We start from the raw sequence: 20,169 nt of genomic DNA on the forward strand, positions 1-20,169 counted from the left end.
CTGTCTGTTAATGCAGGAGCAATTAACGACCTTGCCTACAGCATGTTGAATTCCCGCTGAAAGATCACTTATATAGTGGAATTGGTATAACTCTCTTACTTGTTATTTGAAGAGAGTTACATAGAGTGGAGTGGTCAAAGGAGTGGGTCAAAGCATTTTAATGACTGAGTGAATTCATTCCCATGCGCTGAGACCATTGAATAAGGTTGGCGACATTATGGGCATCCAGTTTTTGCATAAGATTCATTCTGTGAGTTTCTACTGTTTTTAAACTGATCACTAAGTTTTCTGCAATATCGCGATTACGTAAACCTTCACAAATTAACTTTAAGACTTGTTTTTCTCTTGGTGTTAACAAGGGGATATCACCATCTGATACGTCTTTAAGGGCTTCTACTTGTTTAGCGTTTAAACTGGGATCTAAAAATACTTTTCCCCTTGCGACGCACTTTATTGCGGCTAATAATGTATTTTTTGGACTGTTTTTGATGACATAGCCGTTTGCGCCGGCGTCTAATGCTTCTCTGGCACTTTTTTCGTCCACTGAGGCCGTTAATACAATAATCATCATTTCAGGCCATCGTTGCCTTAATTGCCTTATGACATCAATGCCCGACATACCTGGAAGTTTGAGATCGATAAAAATAAGATCGGGTTGAAGTTTTAAACAGTTATCATAAACACAGAGACCATTTTCAGCAAAACCGACAAATTCGAATTCTGGGTATGAAGAGAGAAAGCCTCTTAATCCATCAAAAATGAGTGAATGATCGTCAACAACGAAGAGCTTAGTTATATTTTTGTTTGTAAATGTCATAACTGTATCCTTACAACGTTACCAGTTGATGTGATGTTGTTGTTTAATATGTCGGAAGCTGAAATGTTATTTTAGCATGTAATGAAGAAGATTAAGTTATATTCATTGTGATAATTAAAGGCATTTAACTCCCTTTTTTGGCTCATGTCAAATCTATATCGAATAAGTTTTTTAATTGATTGATGACTTGTGAATAATACTTTAAATATGTGAAGTTAACTAATAAATTTACATCTTGTTAAACAATTTTATCTTATTTGTTGTTGTTTTTGTTTTTTCATCTTAAATGTGTATTTTATATTTTTTTTACTCTGTTATTTATTTGTAATTAAAGAGTAATAAAGTTTTAATTTATTTATCATTCATTATTTTTGCAAGTTAAGAAGGGTAATATTGTTAATTCTATAGCGTTAAGTGAATATGGGACTTATAAAAAACTGTTTATTACCTATTTTTTCTTTCGTTTTTACAGTGTCTTATTTTATAACAGTTCTGGATGCGCTAGAAACACTTTTAAACGTTTCAATTCATTTTGCGTAAAGTTTTCACTTAAATAAGCATCAAGCTTGTGTGTGATGACGTCTTGAGGAATGCCTTTGCTATTTTGTTCATCGATATAGTGTTGGTAATTAATGACTTTTTCTTTCCATTTTCGATTTTCCTCTTGTATTTTCTCTGCTCGTAATATCGTATCTGGATCCATATCGAGTGCGATGACATTAGTACTATCAATGTGTTTTGCGACTTTATTAGCATTTAAACTGGGTTGTAATGCATTGCGGTCTTTGTCATTGAGTTGATTAATGTGATGTTGGATTAATTCTGTTTTTTGTTCTTTGGTGAGGCTGGGATCTTGTCTAATACTAATGCGTTCTAAGGTTTGTTCTGCATATTGAGCATCTTGTTTAAAAAATGCATCTATTTCAAGATCACTAAAAAATTCAGTTTGTAACATATTGATTTGTTTTATAAAATTATGCATCGCATTTAAGTTTATTGTTTCACCTAATTCTGGACCTTGATGTTTTAGTTGAGCAATGGCTTGAGTGTAATCTTTGTATCGAGAAAAAAGATCAAATAATATTCTGTTTGCATCAAATGAAAGGTCGAATTCTTGGCTTAACGCTGTTAATGCACTCGTTGGAAAAGTCGTTAGATTGGATGTCTGTTGAAGGGTAAAAATAATGTCATCAAAGCGCGTGCGAAGGGCTCGATTGATGGTGAGTGGGCTGCCGTGGTGAGTGATCTCTAGTCCTTTATTATTTGAGAGAACTTGGCTATTAGCTTTTTCTATTGTCGAATGAAAGACCTGTTGACTGATGGGCGTATTCAAAGGCTCATCTGGTTTTAAGAATAAATGCCATAGGAAAAAACCTACAATCAATAAGGCTAATATGACTCTGTATTTATAGTCTCGAACTGATTGTAGGAAGCTCATATTATAATCCTAAACTTTTAAGATAGTTAACATGTTGACGATAGATATTCACGGGATTCGTTTCCCACCAGCTGACTAACCCAAAAAATTGATTAATCTCATCTAAATGGTTCATCTTATAATCGTCTTGAATGACTTTGCCTAAATGTGAACTGCAGCTAGAAACGAGTCCATCATTTTTTTCATTAAATAAGGTGCTTATCAATGACAATGCATAATCCCCAGCATCTAAAACATGAGTCATAGGATCGGCGCCAGACCATGAAAAATAGTGAACGCCATTGTTTGCGAGCATTTCGCCTTCACCGCAGTATTGCGTAGGCATGCCTTCTGGATAGAGGTTGTTAAACCTAATAGAGCCTTCAGTTGTCAGTGAATCAACCATTGCTAGACTATCTGCCGGTAAATCTCCAGCACCAGATAATCCGGCTATAACAATAGCGAGTGAATCAAATGCTTGTTCTATAATCCATTCTAGGCTGGAATCATAAGGAACCGCTCCTCTTGCGACATCGGCAAAGGTGCTGCCCCAGTTGACGCCGCCAACGGATGTGACTGAAGCAACAAGCTCTGGACTGACGCTAGCAACATAGCGTGCTGTTGGACCACCGTGACTATGGCCAATAATGTTAACTTTTTCACTACCAGTTAATGCGATGACACCTTGAATATAGGTTCTGAGTTGTTCGCCTCTGACTTCGGTAGTATTAGAAGGTGAAACCGATGCAATATAAACATCCGCTCCATTCTCCTTTAGTGCTTGAGGGATCCCATAAAAGTAATCTAATCCCCATATATCATCAAAGCCAAATAGTCCATGAACCATCACAATGGGATATTTAGTATCGGTGGTATGATTTCCTGCATAGCTTGCGCCAGTAAAACACAATAGTATTACTGAAATGACTTTCATCCATTTTTTCATGATATTCCCCAAAAATATCGTACTGCAGTTAATAAAAATAACGTTTTTGTCACAGTTTTGTAATTTATTTTTGTTATTATTACCAAATTGCAACTTATATATTAGTAAGACAAAATATATCAAGGGGCAATGTTTATTTTTATCTTTCAAAATTAAAGTCTTGAAAGGTACGCAGTGTTTTAAACAAGTGTTTTTTTTAAGTTATTGATTTTTTAGTTTTTAATCTTAAGTTTAAATTCAAGTGTGTTTTGATGATGGATCTCACTTAGGCCTTTAGTATGACATCTGGTCATACCAGAATGCTTGTAAAAAAGGGGAGGATCAGATTGATATTTGTGTTTCAAAATGAAAAGCCGAGTATAAGGGAGCCAGTGATTCAAGTGGTGAGCACTGGCTGAAAAGGGTTAATCAGTAGTGACAGCCACTTCATAAGATGAAAACTTTCTGATGTTAATGACGCCAGTATCAAAAAGTAAATATTGGCCTTTAATGCCTTGTAAAATACCACTTACCGTTGGATTTTTATCGAAGTTATGGGAGCTAATTTTTGTTGGTAAGCTTTCAATAGGAAAGGTAATTTTTTGACTTGCGACATCTAATGGCACAACGGCTTGTGGGCCGTGCACATCTATGATGTGCTGTAGTTGCGTTTTTATTTGTGGAATAAGGTGTTGTGCTTGCGCTTTAAGATCGAGATCTTTCGCATTACCTTTGAGCATAGTGCGCCAGTTGGTTTTATCAGCGATCATTTTTGCGAGTTCAATTTCCACTAAACCTGAAATGAAGCGGGTCGCTACTTTGAAAATAAGTAAACCTTGTGTCGCTCCTTGGTCTATCCAGCGAGTGGGAATTTGCGTGTGCCGAGTGATCCCGACTTTAAGGCCTGATGTATTAGAGAGATAAACATAATGTGAAGTCAAGCAGTTGGCTTCTCCCCAACTGGGTTCTCGACATGTACCTTGATCATAGTGACAGGTTTCAGGTTTCATAATGCACATGTCACAGCTAGCCAGTTTTTGCATACACACATAGCAATGGCCTTGGGAGTAACTTTTTTTCGTTTTTTTTCCGCAATGACTACAGAAAATATTGCCCGTATGATTGAGTGTGAGATGCTTTCCTATTAGCGGATTTAAATCAAGATATTGATCACCAACAGGAAGGTGATATTGCACAAGTTGATTGTCATCAAGCTCGGCAGACATTTTTTTTAGCGTTCCTAACATAACATTGTTCATTTATTATTTGGAATGAAGGGATATTTTATCATTAAAGGGAGAAGATGGAGGAAGATTATATGAGAAAGAAGGCATATTTGTTGTCATATGCCTTATGAAAGAAAGGCTATTCTTCTATTTTATCGAGCACGGCATCAATATCTATAGTCATAAAGCGCTTGGAAAGAAAGGCTACTCTTCTATTTTATCGAGCACGACATCAACACCTATGTCATAAAGCGCTTGCGATATCATAAAGTGCTTGGAAAGAAGGGCTATTCTTCTATTTTATCGAGCACGACATTAACATCTATGTCATAAAGCGCTTGGAAAGAAAGGCTATTCTTCTATTTTATCGAGCACGACATCATCACCTATGTCATAGAGCGCTTGGAAAGAAGGGCTACTCTTCTATTTTATCGAGCACAACATCATCACCTATGTCATAGAGCGCTTGGAAAGAAAGGCTACTCTTCTATTTTATCGAGCACGGCATCATCACCTATGTCATAGAGCGCTTGGAAAGAAAGGCTACTCTTCTATTTTATCGAGCACGACATCATCACCTATGTCATAAAGTGCTTGAGTGAGCTCTTCTTCTTGTTCATCTTTGATGCTGACTGTAAAGTCTGCTCGAAATAAGGCAATTCCAGTATGACTTGCGGTTTCGTATTGGCTGCTAAAACGTTCAATATTAATATTTAATGCATGTAGCTTATTTGAAATGTTTTGCACTAAGCCAATACGGTCATCAGCGACTAAGCGAAACTGTACTTGTTTCAGATCTGTTTCTAGTTTACTGGTTTGAGCGTGTGTCAGACTGAGGGTATCGATGGCCAATAAATCCTTGAGGAGATCATTCCAATGAGTTTGTGATAATTCTATCTGGAGTATCGCCGCGAAAATGCCATCGATAGAGCACATTTCGGAATCCAACCAATTACCACCATAGCGGCTTATTTTGTTTGCAATTTCTTCTATTAGTCCTTCTTTATCAGTGGCTTGCAATGTTATAAGATATCTTAACATTTTCATCTGGCTCCTTAATTATGCCCTGTAACAATAGTGTCATTTTTGCGTCATATAATGCAGCGCTCAGCATGTGTATTTGTTTCGCTCTGTTAGCTCTGTATTACTGTTAACATAGTCACCGAGATAATCCCAGTTAAAAGTTGACTGGTTATAATAAGAAATAGAGGTTTTTAATGGGAAATCAGTCTGCTTTAGCCACCAAAAATGTGTTGTTTGCACAGGGCAGTACTCGAAGAGCAATTAAGGATAGATTAACGCAAGTCAGTGTCACTATTGGTGGCACTATGGTGTTTGTCGCATTATTACTGATTTTTTTCTATTTATTATATGTGATTAAACCTATTTTTGATGGTGCGAATCTTGTGCCAGTGATTAGCCTTGATGAAGCAGATAACACACCAGCCCTTATGGTGGGCACGGATGAGCAAAATCAATTGCTATATCGTGTTTCTAAACAGGGTCGAGCGGACTTTTACAGCACGAAAACAGGGCTGTTAGTCAGTGAACAACAAGTGGCATTACCCCAAGGGGCTTTGGTCGTATCAAGTGCAACTTCGGTTGCCAGTAAGCAGCTGTTTGCCCTTGGCTTGAGTAATGGGCAGCTCATATTAGTCCGTGTGAATTTTAATGTCAGTTATCCAAATAATAAGAAAATCATTACACCTAAGCTGAGTTATCCTGCGGGGGAGCAGCCGCTCACGTTAGACCCACAAGGGGGGGCGATTGCTCATTTAGCCTTTGACTTTTCCGAAGATAAAATGAGTTTTGTTTATCAGGATGTAAAAGGAGGCTGGCATCTTATTCGTGAAGAAGGGGAAGAGAACATGCTGACGGAGGAGATTGAGTGGCGATCGACTCAAGCTATGTTACCTGATGCCCCTGTTAACGTGCAGCAAGAGTTGATGCTGCCGGATCAAAAACAGCTATTACTTCGCGCTAATAATAAACTGTTTGTTTATGATATTGATGATGTCAATGACGTTTCTTTGATGCAAGTGCTTGAGCTGGGCAGAACAAAAGTGAAAGTGAGTGGTGTGAGCTTATTAGCGGGGGCCAGTTCAATACTCGTAAGTTATGATGATGGACTTATTCAACAATATTTTCAAGTGAATGGTGCCAAAGGTCGACAATATCAAGAGATCAGAGATTTTCATATAGACGGTCAATTGAGTGTGATCGCTAGTGAATTCTACCGCAAAGGATTTGCAACTCTTGATAAAACAGGGCGCTTATCATTATTGTACACGACGAGTCAACGTGAACTATTTTCAAAGCGTTATCACTCAAAGAGTCTTGATTTAAGCCAGTCTACAGCCCTAGGGTTTAGTCCAAGAGCGAATGCTTTGGTCGTCGAGTCTAATCATCAACTGCATTTGTTTAGTGTAAAAAATGATCACCCCGAAGTGTCTTGGAGTGCCATGTGGGACAAGGTTTGGTATGAGGGTTATCCTGAGCCAAAATATTTGTGGCAGTCAACGTCGGGTTCTGATGATTTTGAAGCCAAGTTGAGTTTAACACCTTTGGCCTTTGGCACATTAAAAGCAGCATTATATGCCATGTTATTTGCGACACCATTGGCCTTGGCTGGCGCCATATATACCGCTTATTTTATGTCGCCAAAAGTGCGTGGAATAGTTAAACCGACGATTGAGATAATGGAGGCTTTGCCAACGGTCATTTTGGGCTTTTTAGCGGGACTTTGGTTAGCGCCATTAATTGAAGATCATCTGCCGGGTATATTAACGTTACTCATTCTCTTGCCATTATCGATTCTTGCAACGGCTTTTGCTTGGTATAAATTACCGGTTAAATGGAAGCAAAGGTTACCAGAGACTTATCAAGAGTTATTATTATTACCCGTTATTTGTTTTATCACTTGGTTTTCCTTTGCGATAAGTCCTGCTTTGGAGGTGATCTTCTTTGGCGGTGATACTCGCCTTTACATTACAGATGTATTAGGGCTTACTTTTGATCAACGCAATGCCTTAGTGGTCGGGATTGCCATGGGGTTTGCGGTTATTCCAACGATTTTTTCGATAGCCGAAGATGCGGTTTTTTCTGTTCCTCGGCATTTATCGAATGGCAGCTTAGCATTAGGTGCCACCACCTGGCAAACCTTGACTCGAGTGGTATTGTTAACGGCCAGTCCTGGGATTTTTTCCGCTGTGATGATGGGATTGGGGCGTGCTGTGGGAGAAACCATGATTGTTCTGATGGCAACGGGTAATACGGCGATTATGGAATGGAGCGTTTTTCAGGGCATGCGCACACTGGCGGCAAATATTGCGGTTGAAATGCCTGAATCGGCAATAGGGAGTTCACATTATAGAGTGTTATTTTTAGCCGCTTTTGTGTTGTTTATTTTCACCTTTGTCTTTAATACGCTTGCTGAAGTTGTGAGACAGCGTTTACGCGATCGTTATAGCTCACTGTAATGGATAATAATAATGAATGGAAATAATAAACCTTGTGAATACTTTGTCGCTAATGATTGTGTGAGGGTGGAGTAATGGGTAAGTGGTTTAAATCAGGCTCTCCTTGGATTTGGATGACCAGTGGTGCGGTGAGTATTTGTTTGCTTGCGGTATTAGGATTATTGCTGTTAATTGCGGCCAAAGGATTGAGCTATTTTTGGCCAGACAATATTTATCAGTGGCAATTAAAAGATGAGCAAGGTCAGCAGTACAGCTTAATTGGTGAAATTTATGATTCAGAGAATGTACCAGTAGAAAGGCTAATGGCTGCCGGTAGAGAATTAGCACCGAATGTGGGTCAAACTGTCACACGGTATTTGATCAAAACGGGCAATCGTGAGTTTGTTGATTTAGATTTTCGTTGGATCTTAGCCACTGATATTATTTCCCGTTCTCAACCCAAAGATGTGGCGGTGATAGAAAGAAATAAAAACGGGGACTTTTTAGGTTTTCCCATTGCTGTTGTGGAAAATGGGACTCGATTGACGAGTAACAATTTTCCTCAATTATTGCAAAAGCATATTGATAGAGCGGTAAAACTCAATGATCAAGCTCACGCATTACAAAAAGGTGAGATAGGAGCTGTTAATTACCGATTAGAGAAGTTGAGACTCAAAGAAAGAGGCTATGAGCTAGATAATGGGTTGACGAGTGAGAAAAAGGCGTCCATAGCACAACAAAAGGCCCAATTGGATGCAGAATATAAACAATTAGAAGCGCGCTTTTTTGATTTACGAAAGCAAGCGGCACGTGATGCATTAATTATTAAAGATATGCGAGGTAAAGAAGTGACTTTGCCTTTAGATTCTATTTTGGGGATCACCTATGCTAATCAATTGAGTTTTATTGATAAAGTGGGGCATTGGTTTACTGGAGTGGGGAAATTTATTAGCCAAGATCCTCGCGAAGCCAATACAGAAGGAGGTGTCTTTCCGGCCATTTTTGGTACTGTGTTTATGGTGCTGTTAATGGCGGTTATTGTGACACCTTTTGGGGTCGTGGCGGCGATTTACTTGCATGAATACGCTAAAAAGGGACTCGTGACTAAACTTATTCGCATTGCTGTGATTAATTTAGCGGGTGTGCCTTCCATTGTTTATGGTGTCTTTGGGTTGGGCTTTTTTGTTTATATGTTGGGGGGCTCTATTGATGCTTTGTTTTATCCAGAAGCCTTGCCCGCCCCCACCTTTGGCTCTCCTGGCGTGCTTTGGTCGGCACTTACCTTGGCGATTTTAACTTTACCTGTGGTCATAGTATCCACTGAAGAAGGCTTGAGTCGTATTCCCAGCTCGGTGAGGCAAGGTAGTCTTGCATTAGGAGCCACTAAGGCTGAAACCTTATGGCGGATCATTATTCCTATGGCGAGTCCCGCCATTATGACTGGGCTGATTTTAGCTGTGGCACGTGCGGCAGGAGAAGTGGCACCACTGATGCTTGTGGGCGTGGTGAAGTTAGCGCCGACCTTGCCTGTCGATATGAATTTTCCTTTTGTTCATTTGGATAGGAAGCTCATGCACTTAGGTTTTCATATTTATGATGTGGGTTTTCAAAGCCCTAATGTGGAAGCGGCAAGGCCTTTAGTGTACGCCACGTCTTTTCTGTTAGTGTCTGTGATTGTAGGTTTAAATTTAACGGCAATCGGTGTGCGAAATCATTTACGCGAGAAGTATCGCTCACTTGAGCATTAAGCGTTAGGTGGACATAAATAGATTTTAGCAAAATTGATATAGCTTAAGGCGAATAAGCCTTATCCTTAAGTGATAGGAATGAATATGATTTCAGTAGGCAGTTCAAGTAATAAAGAAAAACAAGATTTGACTCCATTGAGTCAGGCGCAAATGGCACTTGAAATTAAACGTCTCAATTTAAAATATGGTGAGAAACAGGCCTTATTTGATGTGTCGATGCAAATTCCCACTAATCAAGTCACGGCGTTTATCGGGCCCAGTGGTTGCGGTAAATCAACCTTACTGCGCTGCATTAACCGTATGAATGATTTAGTCGAAAATTGTCATATTCAAGGTGAAATTTTACTTAACGGGCAAAATATTTATCATAAAAAAGTCGATGTTGCTGCCCTTCGTCGTAATGTTGGCATGGTGTTTCAAAGACCTAATCCTTTTCCTAAGTCTATTTATGAAAATGTGGTTTATGGTTTACGGTTACAAGGGATCAATAACCGTCGAGAGTTGGACGATGCCGCAGAGCGATCGCTGCGTGGTGCGGCTATTTGGGATGAAGTGAAAGATAGGTTACACGATAATGCGTTTGGATTATCGGGAGGGCAACAACAAAGACTCGTGATTGCTCGAGCTATCGCGATTGAGCCAGAAGTTTTGTTACTGGATGAGCCCACGTCCGCCTTAGATCCCATTTCAACGTTAACAATTGAAGAGTTGATCACTGAATTAAAGAGCCAATACACTGTTGTTATCGTGACGCATAATATGCAGCAAGCGGCACGGGTATCCGATCAAACTGCTTTTATGTATATGGGTGAGCTTATTGAATATGGAGATACCAACAGTATTTTTACTACTCCTAAGCAACGTAAAACGGAAGATTATATTACTGGGCGTTATGGTTAGTGTTCGATAAAGAGCATTATGGACAAACAACTGAGCGACTGAGTTTCATTTAAACTCAGCGCATAGATATAAAGGCTAAATAAACATGGAAAAGGATAAAGATCATAAGGGACATATCAACTCAGTGTCACTTCAACGCGTAAAGATTAAGGCTGAATAAATATGGAAAAGGATAAAGATCATAATGGATATATCAACTCAGTTTCACTTCAACGGGTAGAGATTAAGGCTGAATAAATATGGAAAATATGAATCTCAACAAACATATCTCAGGTCAATTTAATGCCGAGTTGGATGATATCCGTAATCGTGTATTAACTATGGGGGGCTTAGTTGAACGTCAATTAGAACAAGCATTGAATGCGTTATCAGCCCTTGATGGTGAGTTGGCTCAAAAAGTCATTGCAGGGGATCATCAAGTTAATGGTATGGAAGTGACTATTGATGAAGAATGTGCGCGGATCATCGCTAAACGACAACCTGCGGCCAGTGATTTAAGGCTTATTATTGCGATTACGAAAACGATTACCGATCTTGAGCGTATTGGTGATGCATGTGTCAGAATAGCCAAAACAGCATTAGATAAAAGGCTTAAAAATCAGCAGCCTTTATTGGTCAGTATTGAAAATATGGGACGGCATGCAATACGTATGCTGCATGCGACTTTAGATGCATTGGCGCGAATGGATGCCGAAGTGGCGTTAGAATTACATAAAGAAGACTCAAAACTTGATCGTGAATATGAAGGCATTATTCGCCAGCTTATGACTTATATGATGGAAGATCCTCGCGCTATTCCTGAAGTACTTGATGTGCTTTGGGCTGCGAGAGCGGTTGAGCGGGTAGGGGATAGATGTCAAAATATTTGTGAGTACATTATTTACTATGTAAAAGGTAAGGATGTACGCCATATTTCATATGAAGAAATGGAAAAAGATCTCGATTTATAGCTCATTGAAGGGGTTTGAGGGATTCTTATTTCAAGTTCAGCTGGGTGTTTTGATTTTTTTTAAATGTTACTATCTTGGCAGGATGGTATTGGAAATAAAATTATGTCTACAGGTCAAAGTAAATTAGATAGAGTATTGGCAGAAGCCAGAGAGTATAAAGCCAAACGTGAAATGGGTTATCGAGAGCAAGCCTTAAAATTATACCCATGGGTGTGTGGACGTTGTACCCGTGAGTTTACGCATTCAAATTTGCGTGAATTAACCGTGCATCACAGAGATCATAATCATGATAATAATCCTAGTGATGGCTCTAATTGGGAATTGTTATGTCTTTTTTGCCATGATAATGAACACGCTAAATTTGAAGAGTTGATCCAATATGGTTCGACAACAGAGACCAAAGTGGAATCGGCGACCTATAATCCTTTTGCCGATCTCAAGAGTATGATGAATAAAAAATAGTGAGAGAAAAACGTTTGAAGTTTTATTTCAGACGTTTTTCAGCTGCGAGCCATTTTTTTCGGCTGATCAATTGTGTGTTCTCCCCACCTTGCATTTGTTTTTTTCTCAAGGGCAGCTTGGCAATAATTTGGCTTTTTTGTTTATTACTTGCACTGCTCCAAGCCACAATTTCATTTATGTGGCGAAAACACCCCATACAGTAATCATCCTGATCTAAGCCGCAATGGGCTACGCAGGGAGAATCGATTTTTGTTTTGCTCAAGTTAATGCCTTAGAACTAAAAATACGGTCAGTGTAGCTTACCACTTTATGGTGAGAAAATGATATTTTGTTGGAAAGGCCGCTTAATTCAGCGGCCTATAGATCCTTATCAATATTTAGGTTATTTATCACCGTGATCTGGCACGCAATAGGTTGCCCAGGGCAAGTATACTGGCACTTGTCCAGCGGGGCAGGGACGGACTTCTTCTACTATATCTTCAATGGCCTCTGCAAGGCCAGAGAGATCGCTGCCCACATTGAGAACATCGCCACCCGTTGCTTGAGCTAAGCGTTCTCCAGGTGTTGAACTGGCTGATAATTTTGCCTGAGCAAGGCTAATACTCAAGGGTTGCTGTAGCTGAGAATCCATATATACGCTGGCGCCTGCTTCTGAAGGAAGCGCATTGGGCTCTACTTGATAATAAATCACATTTTTGCCCATCATAGCGCTGAGCACAGCATCGAAATCAGCGGGGTGATTGATGACACCCGAATAAGGATAGTCAGGTTCAAAAGGCTCGTTATGAAACACGGGTGGTGTGGTAAAGTGAATAATAATAGAAGGGGAATTATCATTAAATCCGGTATTAGTGGGGGCGATATCACCTTGGTCTAAAAAGCTACCATTATTGTTAAGATCCCGTCCGTGACCCGTAGTGACTTGATACAGTGCTTCTAATTGTGATTCTGGTCCATCGCCACCCCAGCCAGACTCTAAGTTATTGAGTGCATCAATGAAAGGCTCTGTATTGCTGTCTAGTTGTGCATCCAGACTGTAGGCATATTCATCACTGCCGCCGTAAGGGGAGAAAGGAAAATCTAGATGTGAGGCCAATGCAAAACGAGTATGGGGATCGGCTAAGCGAAATTGATCAATGACTTCTTCTTGCATTCGAGTTTGCCAATTAGGTAATAATGCACCTGTGCTGCCCGTTGTGTCTATGATGATCACGACATCAAGGGCATTGGCCATGGGAGCCGTTAATAAGGCTGTACAAAGTGTGGAGCACGCCAGTGCTGTTTTTTTAAAACGTGTTTTCATAATGAGTCCTATTCCTTTAGTGATGACAAGCTTTCTCAACTTGCACTATCCGATGTATCCATATCAGATGGTCGCTTATTATCGAATATCAAAATATTCTTTGATAATAAGGTTAATGTCGGTGTTCATATTAGAGAGGGGTGAAATACTTGTCTATTATGCTTTCGGCTGTTTTTTTATCACCTAAAAGTATGAGCTGATAAAGTTGCTATTTATTGCTCTAGAATGTGTTTTATAATCCCGCCATTGAGAATGCCATTGAGGAGCGCTGGGGTGGGTAACACAGCAACGAAGATAAAAAACCAGAGTTATAAAGCGCAATGGGCCAGTATTGATACCTTGCTTTACCAAAGCCGAGTCTTGTGGCAAGTCATGGCATTTCAATGTGACACTTTGCCTTGGGACAAGGAGTTTCCTGCACTGGCAAAACGGGTGTGGCAATTGGAAGATGCTCAGTTAGAAGCCCTTGATAAGTCACCAAAGGACTTGTTATTAGCTTTATTACCTGCGCTGCAAGAAGATTGCCAGCAATCTGATTTATCATGGGATTTGTCTTTATTAAGCCATATGCTTATTCCTCTTGAGTCTGCTATTCAATCTGATATTCCCCTTTTACCTTCCAGTGATGAAGCCCATTTTAGTGCGCATATTAAAGGGCGAAAGTGGCAACAAATTAAGGCTTTTTCTCAATCTGTTTTTGGCGCTTTATCTTATCGCCAATTACCCGTTCTTGAGTGGTGTGCAGGAAAAGGGCACTTAGGACGTTTAATGGCTAAAGCGAAAGGCGTTCGCGTATTAAGCCTTGAGCGGCAGAATAATTTGTGTCAAGCAGGAAACACTTTTGCTCAAAAATGGGCGCTGCCACAAGCGTTTATTTGTGCTGACGCTTTTTCTGAGGGGAGGGAGTATATCAAAGAAAAGCAGCTTGCCGTTGCTTTGCATGCTTGTGGCGATCTGCATATAAGCTTATTAAAATCAGCAACGGAGCGGAACACACAAGCCATTGCATTGTCGCCTTGTTGTTATCATTTGATCAAAGAAAACCTCTATCACCCCCTGTCGAAACTCGCTCAAATGAGCGATTTACAACTTAGCCGTCATGATCTGCAATTGCCTTTGCAGCACAGTGTTATTGCCAGTGAAAAACAAAATGAGTATCGTTTAAAGGAAATTGCTTGGCGATTGGGTTTTGATACGCTACAAAAACAAATAAGAGGGAGCCAGGATTATCTGCCTGTACCGAGTATTAAGCAAAGTCAATTGAATGGAAGTTTTAGTGAGTTTTGTCGCTGGGCTGCAATCCAAAAAGGGCTCATCTTACCCGATAAGGTTAATTTTGAAGCCTTGTTGCATCAGGGGTATGAGCGTCAAAGGTTAACCAGACGCATTGATTTGGTGGCGCATTTATTTCGCGGTTTATTAGAGCGTTGGTTATTGTTGGACAGGGTGTGCTTTTTGCAAGAAGCCGGTTATCAAGTCCATTTATCTCGTTTTTGCGATGTCAGTATGACGCCGCGTAATGCCTTTATTATGGCATCAAGGCAGTGATATCACGGAGATGGTTTTGCCTTTTTCTCTCTCTTTTGTCTTAGTTTAAAAGTATGGAAAGCGTATAATAATTTAACGACTTTTTAACTCTTTTTTCTTGATGCCAGTCTCGATGAGCATTTTTACTGTGTTTTATTTGCGGTTTTTATTGAAACTTCCCTGCTTTCTTGGTCAAATGAGCGGTTATCAGTAAATAATTAAAGTATTGACTCGATATCGAGTCGATACTGGTGAGTGAATAATAAGACTTCATGAAATATTCCCGTGTTTTTATCAATAGTCTGGCCTATGAATTGGCTCCGGAAGTGGTTTCTACTGCCGAATTAGAGTCAAGGTTAGCCCCTTTATACCAGAAGTTTAGGATCCCTATGGGGCAATTAGCTGCATTGACTGGAATACGCGAGCGTCGTTGGTGGCCAAAAGGGCATCGGCTATCTGATGGTGCCTTAGCAGCAGCCCATAAAACCCTTATAGAAACGGGAGTCGAAGTCGCTGATATTGGTGCGCTTGTGTATACGGGAGTGTGCCGCGATCAGCATGAGCCTGCAACGGCTTGTCGCATTGCTGCAGAGCTAGGTATGTCTAAGAATACGGCAATTTATGATATTAGTAATGCGTGTTTAGGTGTCTTATCTGGCATACTCGATATTGCTAATCGTATTGAACTTGGACAAATAAAAGCGGGCCTTGTTGTGTCTTGTGAATCTGCCCGCCATATTGTGGATATCACCATTGATAAAATGTTAGCCCAGCCGTCAATGCAAAATTATGCTCAGTCACTTGCAACCTTAACGGGGGGATCCGGTGCTGTTGCCGTATTATTGACCGATGGTAGCTTGCCATTAATTAATCAACGCAGTCATCAGTTATTAGGGGCCAGTCATTTGTCGGCGCCGGAACATCATGATTTGTGTCAATGGGGATTAGAAGAAGCGGGTCCACAACTTTACCGTGAATTTATGCGAACAAATGGCGTGAGTCTGCTAAAAGAAGGCGTCGCACTTGCCCGTCAAACATGGGTTCATTTTTTAGCTCAGCGAAACTGGTGTGTTGATCAAATCGATAAAGTGATTTGTCATCAAGTGGGCGAGTCAAATCGAAAGCAAGTGCTCAAGGCTCTGAATATTTCACAAGAAAAAGAATTCCCTACTTATCAAACTTTAGGCAATATGGGCACTGTCTCTTTGCCCGTCAGTGCGGCAATGGCCCACGATAAAGGCTTTTTAAATAAAGGTGATAAGGTGAGCTTTCTAGGAATAGGAAGTGGATTGAATTGTATGATGTTAGGGCTAAAATGGTAGTGTGACAACAAATCATATGACCCTGCGCATGATGAGTTTTGCTCTATACCCTTATGGGTATTTGCCTTTTTCCATAGTGAGTATTTGTACAATAGGACACACATGTTAGAGAATTTGCATCCGTTTAAACGTCATTTTTTGAATAGAAATGGTCATCAGCTACATTTTGTGAATGAAGGCGTTGGTGAACCTGTTGTGATGGTTCATGGCAATCCCAGTTGGTCATTTTATTATCGTGATTTGATTACTAAATTAAGTGGTGAGTATCAGTGTATTGTGCCTGATCATATTGGCTGTGGTTTATCGGATAAACCCAATGATGTTGATTATGATTATACCTTGAAAAGTCGTATTGATGATCTTGAGGCTTTATTGGATAGTTTAGGGGTTAAGCAAGATATTACTTTAGTCGTTCACGATTGGGGAGGCATGATTGGCATGGGTTATGCCGCGCGTTATCCAGATAGGATCAAACGTTTAGTTGTGCTTAACACAGGTGCTTTTCATTTACCTCAACAGAAAGCTTTTCCGTGGGCGTTATGGATTTGCCGTAATACATTATTAGGCTCTGTATTGGTAAGAGGTTTTAATGCTTTCTCTTCTATTGCTTCTTATATCGGAGTGAAAAGAAAGCCTATGGCGCCGGCTATTCGTAAAGCCTATGTGGCGCCGTTTAATTCTTGGGCAAATCGCATTTCAACATTGCGTTTTGTACAAGACATTCCCTTAGCAAAAGGGGATCGTAATTATGAGCTAGTCTCTGAGATCAGTGAGAGTTTATCGCAATTTAATGATATCCCTATGATTATTTGCTGGGGGTTGAAAGATTTTGTGTTTGATAAACATTTTTTGGCCGAGTGGCGTACACGTTTCCCTCAAGCACAAGTTCATGAATTTGCTGATTGTGGTCACTATATTCTTGAAGATGCGACTGAAGAAGTGGTCAATCATATTGATGCTTTTATGTCTGCTAATCCCCTTAAAACAGATACAGTGACTGCCGCTTAATGTTAAACCCAAAAAAAGTTCAAATCTTGATCCAAAGGGAAAAGCCATGTCATTGAATAGCGTCGATGAGGCTGCGAGTATGCACAAGCAGACACGGATGAACTTATGCCGTCATTTGGTGCGTGCGGCAAAAGAAAAACCGTCATTATTGGCGGTGGCAGTGCAAAAGAAACAGCGACATATTCGTAGCTTACAATCATTAACTTATGATGAAATGACCTTCTCTGAGTTGAATTTCAAAAGCGATCATATGGCTTTTTCTTTATTAGGGTATGGCTTAAAGCCTGGCATGAAAGCCGTATTAATGGTGACGCCTAGCATTGATTTTTTTGTTTTAACTTTTGCCTTGTTTAAAGTGGGGATCATTCCTATTTTTGTGGATCCTGGCATGGGAGTTAACAATCTTAAACAATGCTTTGATGAAGCCGAGCCCGATATTTTTATTGGGATCCCCAAAGCGCATTTAGCAAGACGTTTGCTTGGATGGGGTAAGAAAAGCATCAAACATTTTATTACAGTGGGTGGAGCGCATATTGGACGCTTTAGCCCATGGGGAGGCGTACAGCTAGAGCAGCTGGTTAAGCGGACACCTAAGTCGGGTCGTTTTAGCATGGCGAGATTCGATGAAGATGAGATGGTGGCGATTTTATTCACCAGTGGCAGTACAGGTACACCAAAAGGGGTGGTTTATTCTCATGGTATGTTTGAAGCACAAATTCGTGCTTTAAAGGAAGATTATGACATTCAGGTGGGAGAGCGAGATTTAGCCACTTTTCCATTGTTTTCATTATTTGGTCCTGCATTGGGAATGGCCTCTATTGTGCCTGATATGGATGCCAGTAAACCTATTACTGCCGATCCAGCACTCATTTTTGCGGCGATAGCCCGCTATCAATGCAGCAATATGTTTATTAATCCCGCATTAATCGAGCGTTTAGGTAAAGCGGGATTAGCACAAGTTCAAGTGCAAAAAACGAAGGGGCTTAACAGTATAAGCAGTATCAAAAGAGTGATTTCTGCTGGTGCGCCGGCGACGATCAGCTCTGTGGTGCGATTTGGGCAACTCTTGTCTAAAGATGCCAAAATTTTAACCTCATATGGTGCGACAGAATCGCTTCCTTTGAGTCAAATTAGTCATCATGATCTCCTCAATACGCGTGATGTGACTGACAATGGTGGTGGGATCTGTGTGGGCGAAGCCATTGGCGGTGTTGACATTAATGTGATTGATATTACTGAACATCCCATTAAACAATGGCAAAATCATCTGTGTTTACCGCCTTATGAGGTAGGAGAAATCGTCGTTAAAGGTCCTATGGTCAGTCAATCATACTATCGACGAGAGCAGGCGGATCAGTTAGCCAAAATTGTTGATGGTAATGCAATACGTCATAGAATGGGGGATTTAGGTTATTTGGATGATGCTGGAAAGCTGTGGATGTGCGGCCGAAAAGCACATAGAGTGGTTGTTCAAACACAGGACAAGATAAAAAACTATTATTCGATCCCCTGTGAGCGCATTTTTAACACTCATGCTCGTGTGAAACGTTCAGCCTTGGTTGGTGTCACACTTGATGGCAAGACGACACCGTTAATTTGTATTGAGAGTGAGACTGCTTTAACAAAAGAAGCCCAAAAAACCGTGATTGCAGAGCTCACGGTATTGGCCGGTGAATATCAAGTCACTTTGGGAATTGTCCATTTTTTATTTCATAAAGGGTTCCCCGTTGATATTCGACATAATGCTAAAATTTTTAGAGAGAAATTGGCTGTTTGGGCTCAGAAAGAAATGGCGGTTAGTGGTCAATGACAATACAAGTTACTCTTTTTAAAGAATTACATCATAAAGAGCAAGAAGCGTTAATTCAGCTTAAGTCAAAAGTGAAGCGAGTGTTTGTCACAGGCGCGGGTGGCTTCTTGGGACGGGCGATTTGTGAACGTTTGATCGCTGTTGGTATTTCAGTCATCGGTTTTGCAAGAGGCTGTTACCCAGAACTGGAAGCACTTGGCGTGACTATGATCCAAGGGGATATCATTGATAAAGTTGCGCTGAAATCGGCCATGCAAGATTGTGATTTAGTCTTTCATGTGGCATCTAAAGCGGGAGTGTGGGGTAGCCGAGAAAGTTACTTTAATGCAAATGTACTGGGTGCTGAGAATGTTATTGCCGCTTGTCGTGAGTCTACTATTTCAACGCTTGTGTACACCAGTACGCCGAGTGTTACCTTTTCGGGGGCAGATGAAGTCAATATTGATGAAACGGCCCCTTATGCGAGTCAATTTTTAAATCATTATGGTGAATCTAAAGCGATTGCTGAGCAAAAAATGCTTGCCGCCAATGGCAGTGCTTTAGCCAATCATAGTGTGCTATCCACAGTGGCATTAAGGCCGCATCTAATATGGGGGCCAAAGGATCCGCATTTGGTTCCACGAGTGATTGAAAGAGCACAGCGGCGCAAGTTAAAATTGGTGGGTATGCAAGATAAGAAAGTCGATACCTTGTATATTGCTAATGCGGCTTACGCCCATATATTAGCGGCGATCGCGTTGGTTTCACCGAGTTTTAAAAATCAAGCAGCCGATGCTCAAGTGGCTGGTAAAGCTTATTTTATCAGTAATGATGAACCTATCACTATGAGCGATATGCTGAACCGTATTTTAAGGTGTAAAGGATTACCTGAGGTGACGAAAAGAGTGCCTGCTTCTCTTGCTTATCTCGTCGGTGGGGCTTTAGAAATGCTTTATGGTTTATTGAATAAACAAAATGAGCCTATTATGACCCGCTTTGTGGCATGTCAATTATCGACTCATCATTATTTTGACATCAGTGCAGCCAAACAAGATTTAGGGTATGAAGCCTTAATTAGCATTGATGAAGGGATGAAACGTTTAACCCAATGGTTAAATAAACATGAATCGATTGAGTATACCTAAAAATAAATGCTAAATGAAAGTGGGCTGTTTACTTATTGTGGTTAGCAGCATGGGCGTAATCTAACCACTAATATTCAACAACCCCAGTAACGATGGCTAAAAAATCGCTAACAGGCGCCCTAATCAATACAAATTGAAGCATCCTTATTTCGAGGCCATCCACTCACCATTT

The 20,169-nt window shown here is 40.4% G+C and carries 17 protein-coding genes; 10 read left to right on the forward strand and 7 right to left on the reverse strand.

The genetic code is table 11. The annotated features are described in order from the left end of the window. Window positions 1–157 precede the first annotated feature (157 nt). The 5 genes from Q0791_RS15660 to Q0791_RS15680 form a co-directional block, all read right to left on the reverse strand. Window positions 158–817, reverse strand: a complete 660-nt coding sequence (locus Q0791_RS15660; RefSeq protein ID WP_299008313.1) for a two component system response regulator — start codon at window positions 815–817, stop codon at window positions 158–160. 481 nt (window positions 818–1,298) lie between these two features. Continuing rightward, window positions 1,299–2,255, reverse strand: coding sequence for a lipase chaperone family protein (locus tag Q0791_RS15665; RefSeq protein WP_299008315.1), 957 nt, complete (start codon window positions 2,253–2,255; stop codon window positions 1,299–1,301). A gap of 1 nt (window position 2,256) precedes the next feature. Further along, window positions 2,257–3,180 carry a triacylglycerol lipase gene (locus tag Q0791_RS15670; RefSeq protein WP_299008317.1) on the reverse strand — a complete coding sequence of 308 codons (924 nt, stop codon included), beginning with the start codon at window positions 3,178–3,180 and terminating at the stop codon, window positions 2,257–2,259. A 404-nt stretch (window positions 3,181–3,584) separates the two neighbouring features. Beyond that, complete coding sequence (locus Q0791_RS15675) at window positions 3,585–4,406, reverse strand: DUF2797 domain-containing protein (protein ID WP_299008319.1); 822 nt, start codon at window positions 4,404–4,406, stop codon at window positions 3,585–3,587. Between the two features lie 522 nt (window positions 4,407–4,928). Beyond that, window positions 4,929–5,426, reverse strand: a complete 498-nt coding sequence (locus Q0791_RS15680) for an ACT domain-containing protein (RefSeq protein ID WP_299008376.1) — start codon at window positions 5,424–5,426, stop codon at window positions 4,929–4,931. A 176-nt stretch (window positions 5,427–5,602) separates the two neighbouring features. Between Q0791_RS15680 and Q0791_RS15685 the strand changes: the two genes are divergently transcribed. The 5 genes from Q0791_RS15685 (at window position 5,603) to Q0791_RS15705 (ending at window position 11,903) form a co-directional block, all read left to right on the forward strand. Continuing rightward, the gene (locus Q0791_RS15685; protein ID WP_299008321.1) at window positions 5,603–7,864 is read left to right on the forward strand and encodes an ABC transporter permease subunit; all 2,262 of its coding nucleotides are present in this window, start codon (window positions 5,603–5,605) and stop codon (window positions 7,862–7,864) included. A 74-nt stretch (window positions 7,865–7,938) separates the two neighbouring features. Then, window positions 7,939–9,591 carry a phosphate ABC transporter permease PstA gene (pstA, locus tag Q0791_RS15690; protein ID WP_299008323.1) on the forward strand — a complete coding sequence of 551 codons (1,653 nt, stop codon included), beginning with the start codon at window positions 7,939–7,941 and terminating at the stop codon, window positions 9,589–9,591. Between the two features lie 84 nt (window positions 9,592–9,675). After that, window positions 9,676–10,491: a phosphate ABC transporter ATP-binding protein PstB gene (pstB, locus tag Q0791_RS15695; RefSeq protein WP_299008379.1), complete on the forward strand. Its 816-nt coding sequence runs from the start codon at window positions 9,676–9,678 to the stop codon at window positions 10,489–10,491. A 239-nt stretch (window positions 10,492–10,730) separates the two neighbouring features. Then, window positions 10,731–11,441 (forward strand): phosphate signaling complex protein PhoU, encoded by a 711-nt coding sequence (gene phoU / locus Q0791_RS15700; protein ID WP_299008326.1) that lies wholly within the window; start codon window positions 10,731–10,733, stop codon window positions 11,439–11,441. A gap of 102 nt (window positions 11,442–11,543) precedes the next feature. Continuing rightward, complete coding sequence (locus Q0791_RS15705; protein WP_299008329.1) at window positions 11,544–11,903, forward strand: YajD family HNH nuclease; 360 nt, start codon at window positions 11,544–11,546, stop codon at window positions 11,901–11,903. A gap of 22 nt (window positions 11,904–11,925) precedes the next feature. Here Q0791_RS15705 and Q0791_RS15710 read toward each other — a convergent pair whose 3' ends face one another. Both Q0791_RS15710 and Q0791_RS15715 read right to left on the reverse strand, forming a co-directional pair. Continuing rightward, a complete protein-coding gene (locus Q0791_RS15710) occupies window positions 11,926–12,150 on the reverse strand; it encodes a DUF1289 domain-containing protein (protein WP_299008382.1) in 225 nt (74 codons plus the stop codon). Between the two features lie 135 nt (window positions 12,151–12,285). Then, window positions 12,286–13,206, reverse strand: a complete 921-nt coding sequence (locus Q0791_RS15715) for a hypothetical protein (protein ID WP_299008331.1) — start codon at window positions 13,204–13,206, stop codon at window positions 12,286–12,288. 273 nt (window positions 13,207–13,479) lie between these two features. On the opposite strand from Q0791_RS15715, the gene Q0791_RS15720 reads away from it, so the two are divergent. From Q0791_RS15720 to Q0791_RS15740, 5 genes are all read left to right on the forward strand, one after another. Next, on the forward strand, window positions 13,480–14,754 hold the full coding sequence (locus tag Q0791_RS15720; protein ID WP_299008334.1) for a methyltransferase: 1,275 nt from the start codon (window positions 13,480–13,482) through the stop codon (window positions 14,752–14,754). Between the two features lie 251 nt (window positions 14,755–15,005). Continuing rightward, the gene (locus tag Q0791_RS15725) at window positions 15,006–16,055 is read left to right on the forward strand and encodes a 3-oxoacyl-ACP synthase III (RefSeq protein ID WP_299008339.1); all 1,050 of its coding nucleotides are present in this window, start codon (window positions 15,006–15,008) and stop codon (window positions 16,053–16,055) included. Window positions 16,056–16,157: 102 nt separating this feature from the next. Further along, on the forward strand, window positions 16,158–17,063 hold the full coding sequence (locus Q0791_RS15730) for an alpha/beta fold hydrolase (protein ID WP_299008342.1): 906 nt from the start codon (window positions 16,158–16,160) through the stop codon (window positions 17,061–17,063). Between the two features lie 46 nt (window positions 17,064–17,109). Further along, entirely contained in the window at window positions 17,110–18,873 is a 1,764-nt protein-coding gene (gene oleC, locus Q0791_RS15735) for an olefin beta-lactone synthetase (RefSeq protein ID WP_299008345.1), read from the forward strand. After that, on the forward strand, window positions 18,870–19,997 hold the full coding sequence (locus tag Q0791_RS15740; RefSeq protein WP_299008348.1) for an NAD-dependent epimerase/dehydratase family protein: 1,128 nt from the start codon (window positions 18,870–18,872) through the stop codon (window positions 19,995–19,997). Before oleC ends, Q0791_RS15740 begins: the two co-directional genes overlap by 4 nt. Window positions 19,998–20,169: the final 172 nt, after the last annotated feature.

The sequence above is a fragment of the uncultured Shewanella sp. genome, from assembly GCF_947495455.1.
Classification (GTDB): Bacteria; Pseudomonadota; Gammaproteobacteria; order Enterobacterales; family Shewanellaceae; genus Shewanella.

Coding starts and splice junctions, on each gene's coding strand:
- Q0791_RS15660 (WP_299008313.1), bottom strand. CDS start 817: ATGACATTTACAAACAAAAATATAACTAAGCTCTTCGTTGTTGACGAT.
- Q0791_RS15665 (WP_299008315.1), bottom strand. CDS start 2,255: ATGAGCTTCCTACAATCAGTTCGAGACTATAAATACAGAGTCATATTA.
- Q0791_RS15670 (WP_299008317.1), bottom strand. CDS start 3,180: ATGAAAAAATGGATGAAAGTCATTTCAGTAATACTATTGTGTTTTACT.
- Q0791_RS15675 (WP_299008319.1), bottom strand. CDS start 4,406: ATGTTAGGAACGCTAAAAAAAATGTCTGCCGAGCTTGATGACAATCAA.
- Q0791_RS15680 (WP_299008376.1), bottom strand. CDS start 5,426: ATGTTAAGATATCTTATAACATTGCAAGCCACTGATAAAGAAGGACTA.
- Q0791_RS15685 (WP_299008321.1), top strand. CDS start 5,603: ATGGGAAATCAGTCTGCTTTAGCCACCAAAAATGTGTTGTTTGCACAG.
- pstA (WP_299008323.1), top strand. CDS start 7,939: ATGGGTAAGTGGTTTAAATCAGGCTCTCCTTGGATTTGGATGACCAGT.
- pstB (WP_299008379.1), top strand. CDS start 9,676: ATGATTTCAGTAGGCAGTTCAAGTAATAAAGAAAAACAAGATTTGACT.
- phoU (WP_299008326.1), top strand. CDS start 10,731: ATGGAAAATATGAATCTCAACAAACATATCTCAGGTCAATTTAATGCC.
- Q0791_RS15705 (WP_299008329.1), top strand. CDS start 11,544: ATGTCTACAGGTCAAAGTAAATTAGATAGAGTATTGGCAGAAGCCAGA.
- Q0791_RS15715 (WP_299008331.1), bottom strand. CDS start 13,206: ATGAAAACACGTTTTAAAAAAACAGCACTGGCGTGCTCCACACTTTGT.
- Q0791_RS15725 (WP_299008339.1), top strand. CDS start 15,006: ATGAAATATTCCCGTGTTTTTATCAATAGTCTGGCCTATGAATTGGCT.
- Q0791_RS15730 (WP_299008342.1), top strand. CDS start 16,158: ATGTTAGAGAATTTGCATCCGTTTAAACGTCATTTTTTGAATAGAAAT.
- oleC (WP_299008345.1), top strand. CDS start 17,110: ATGTCATTGAATAGCGTCGATGAGGCTGCGAGTATGCACAAGCAGACA.
- Q0791_RS15740 (WP_299008348.1), top strand. CDS start 18,870: ATGACAATACAAGTTACTCTTTTTAAAGAATTACATCATAAAGAGCAA.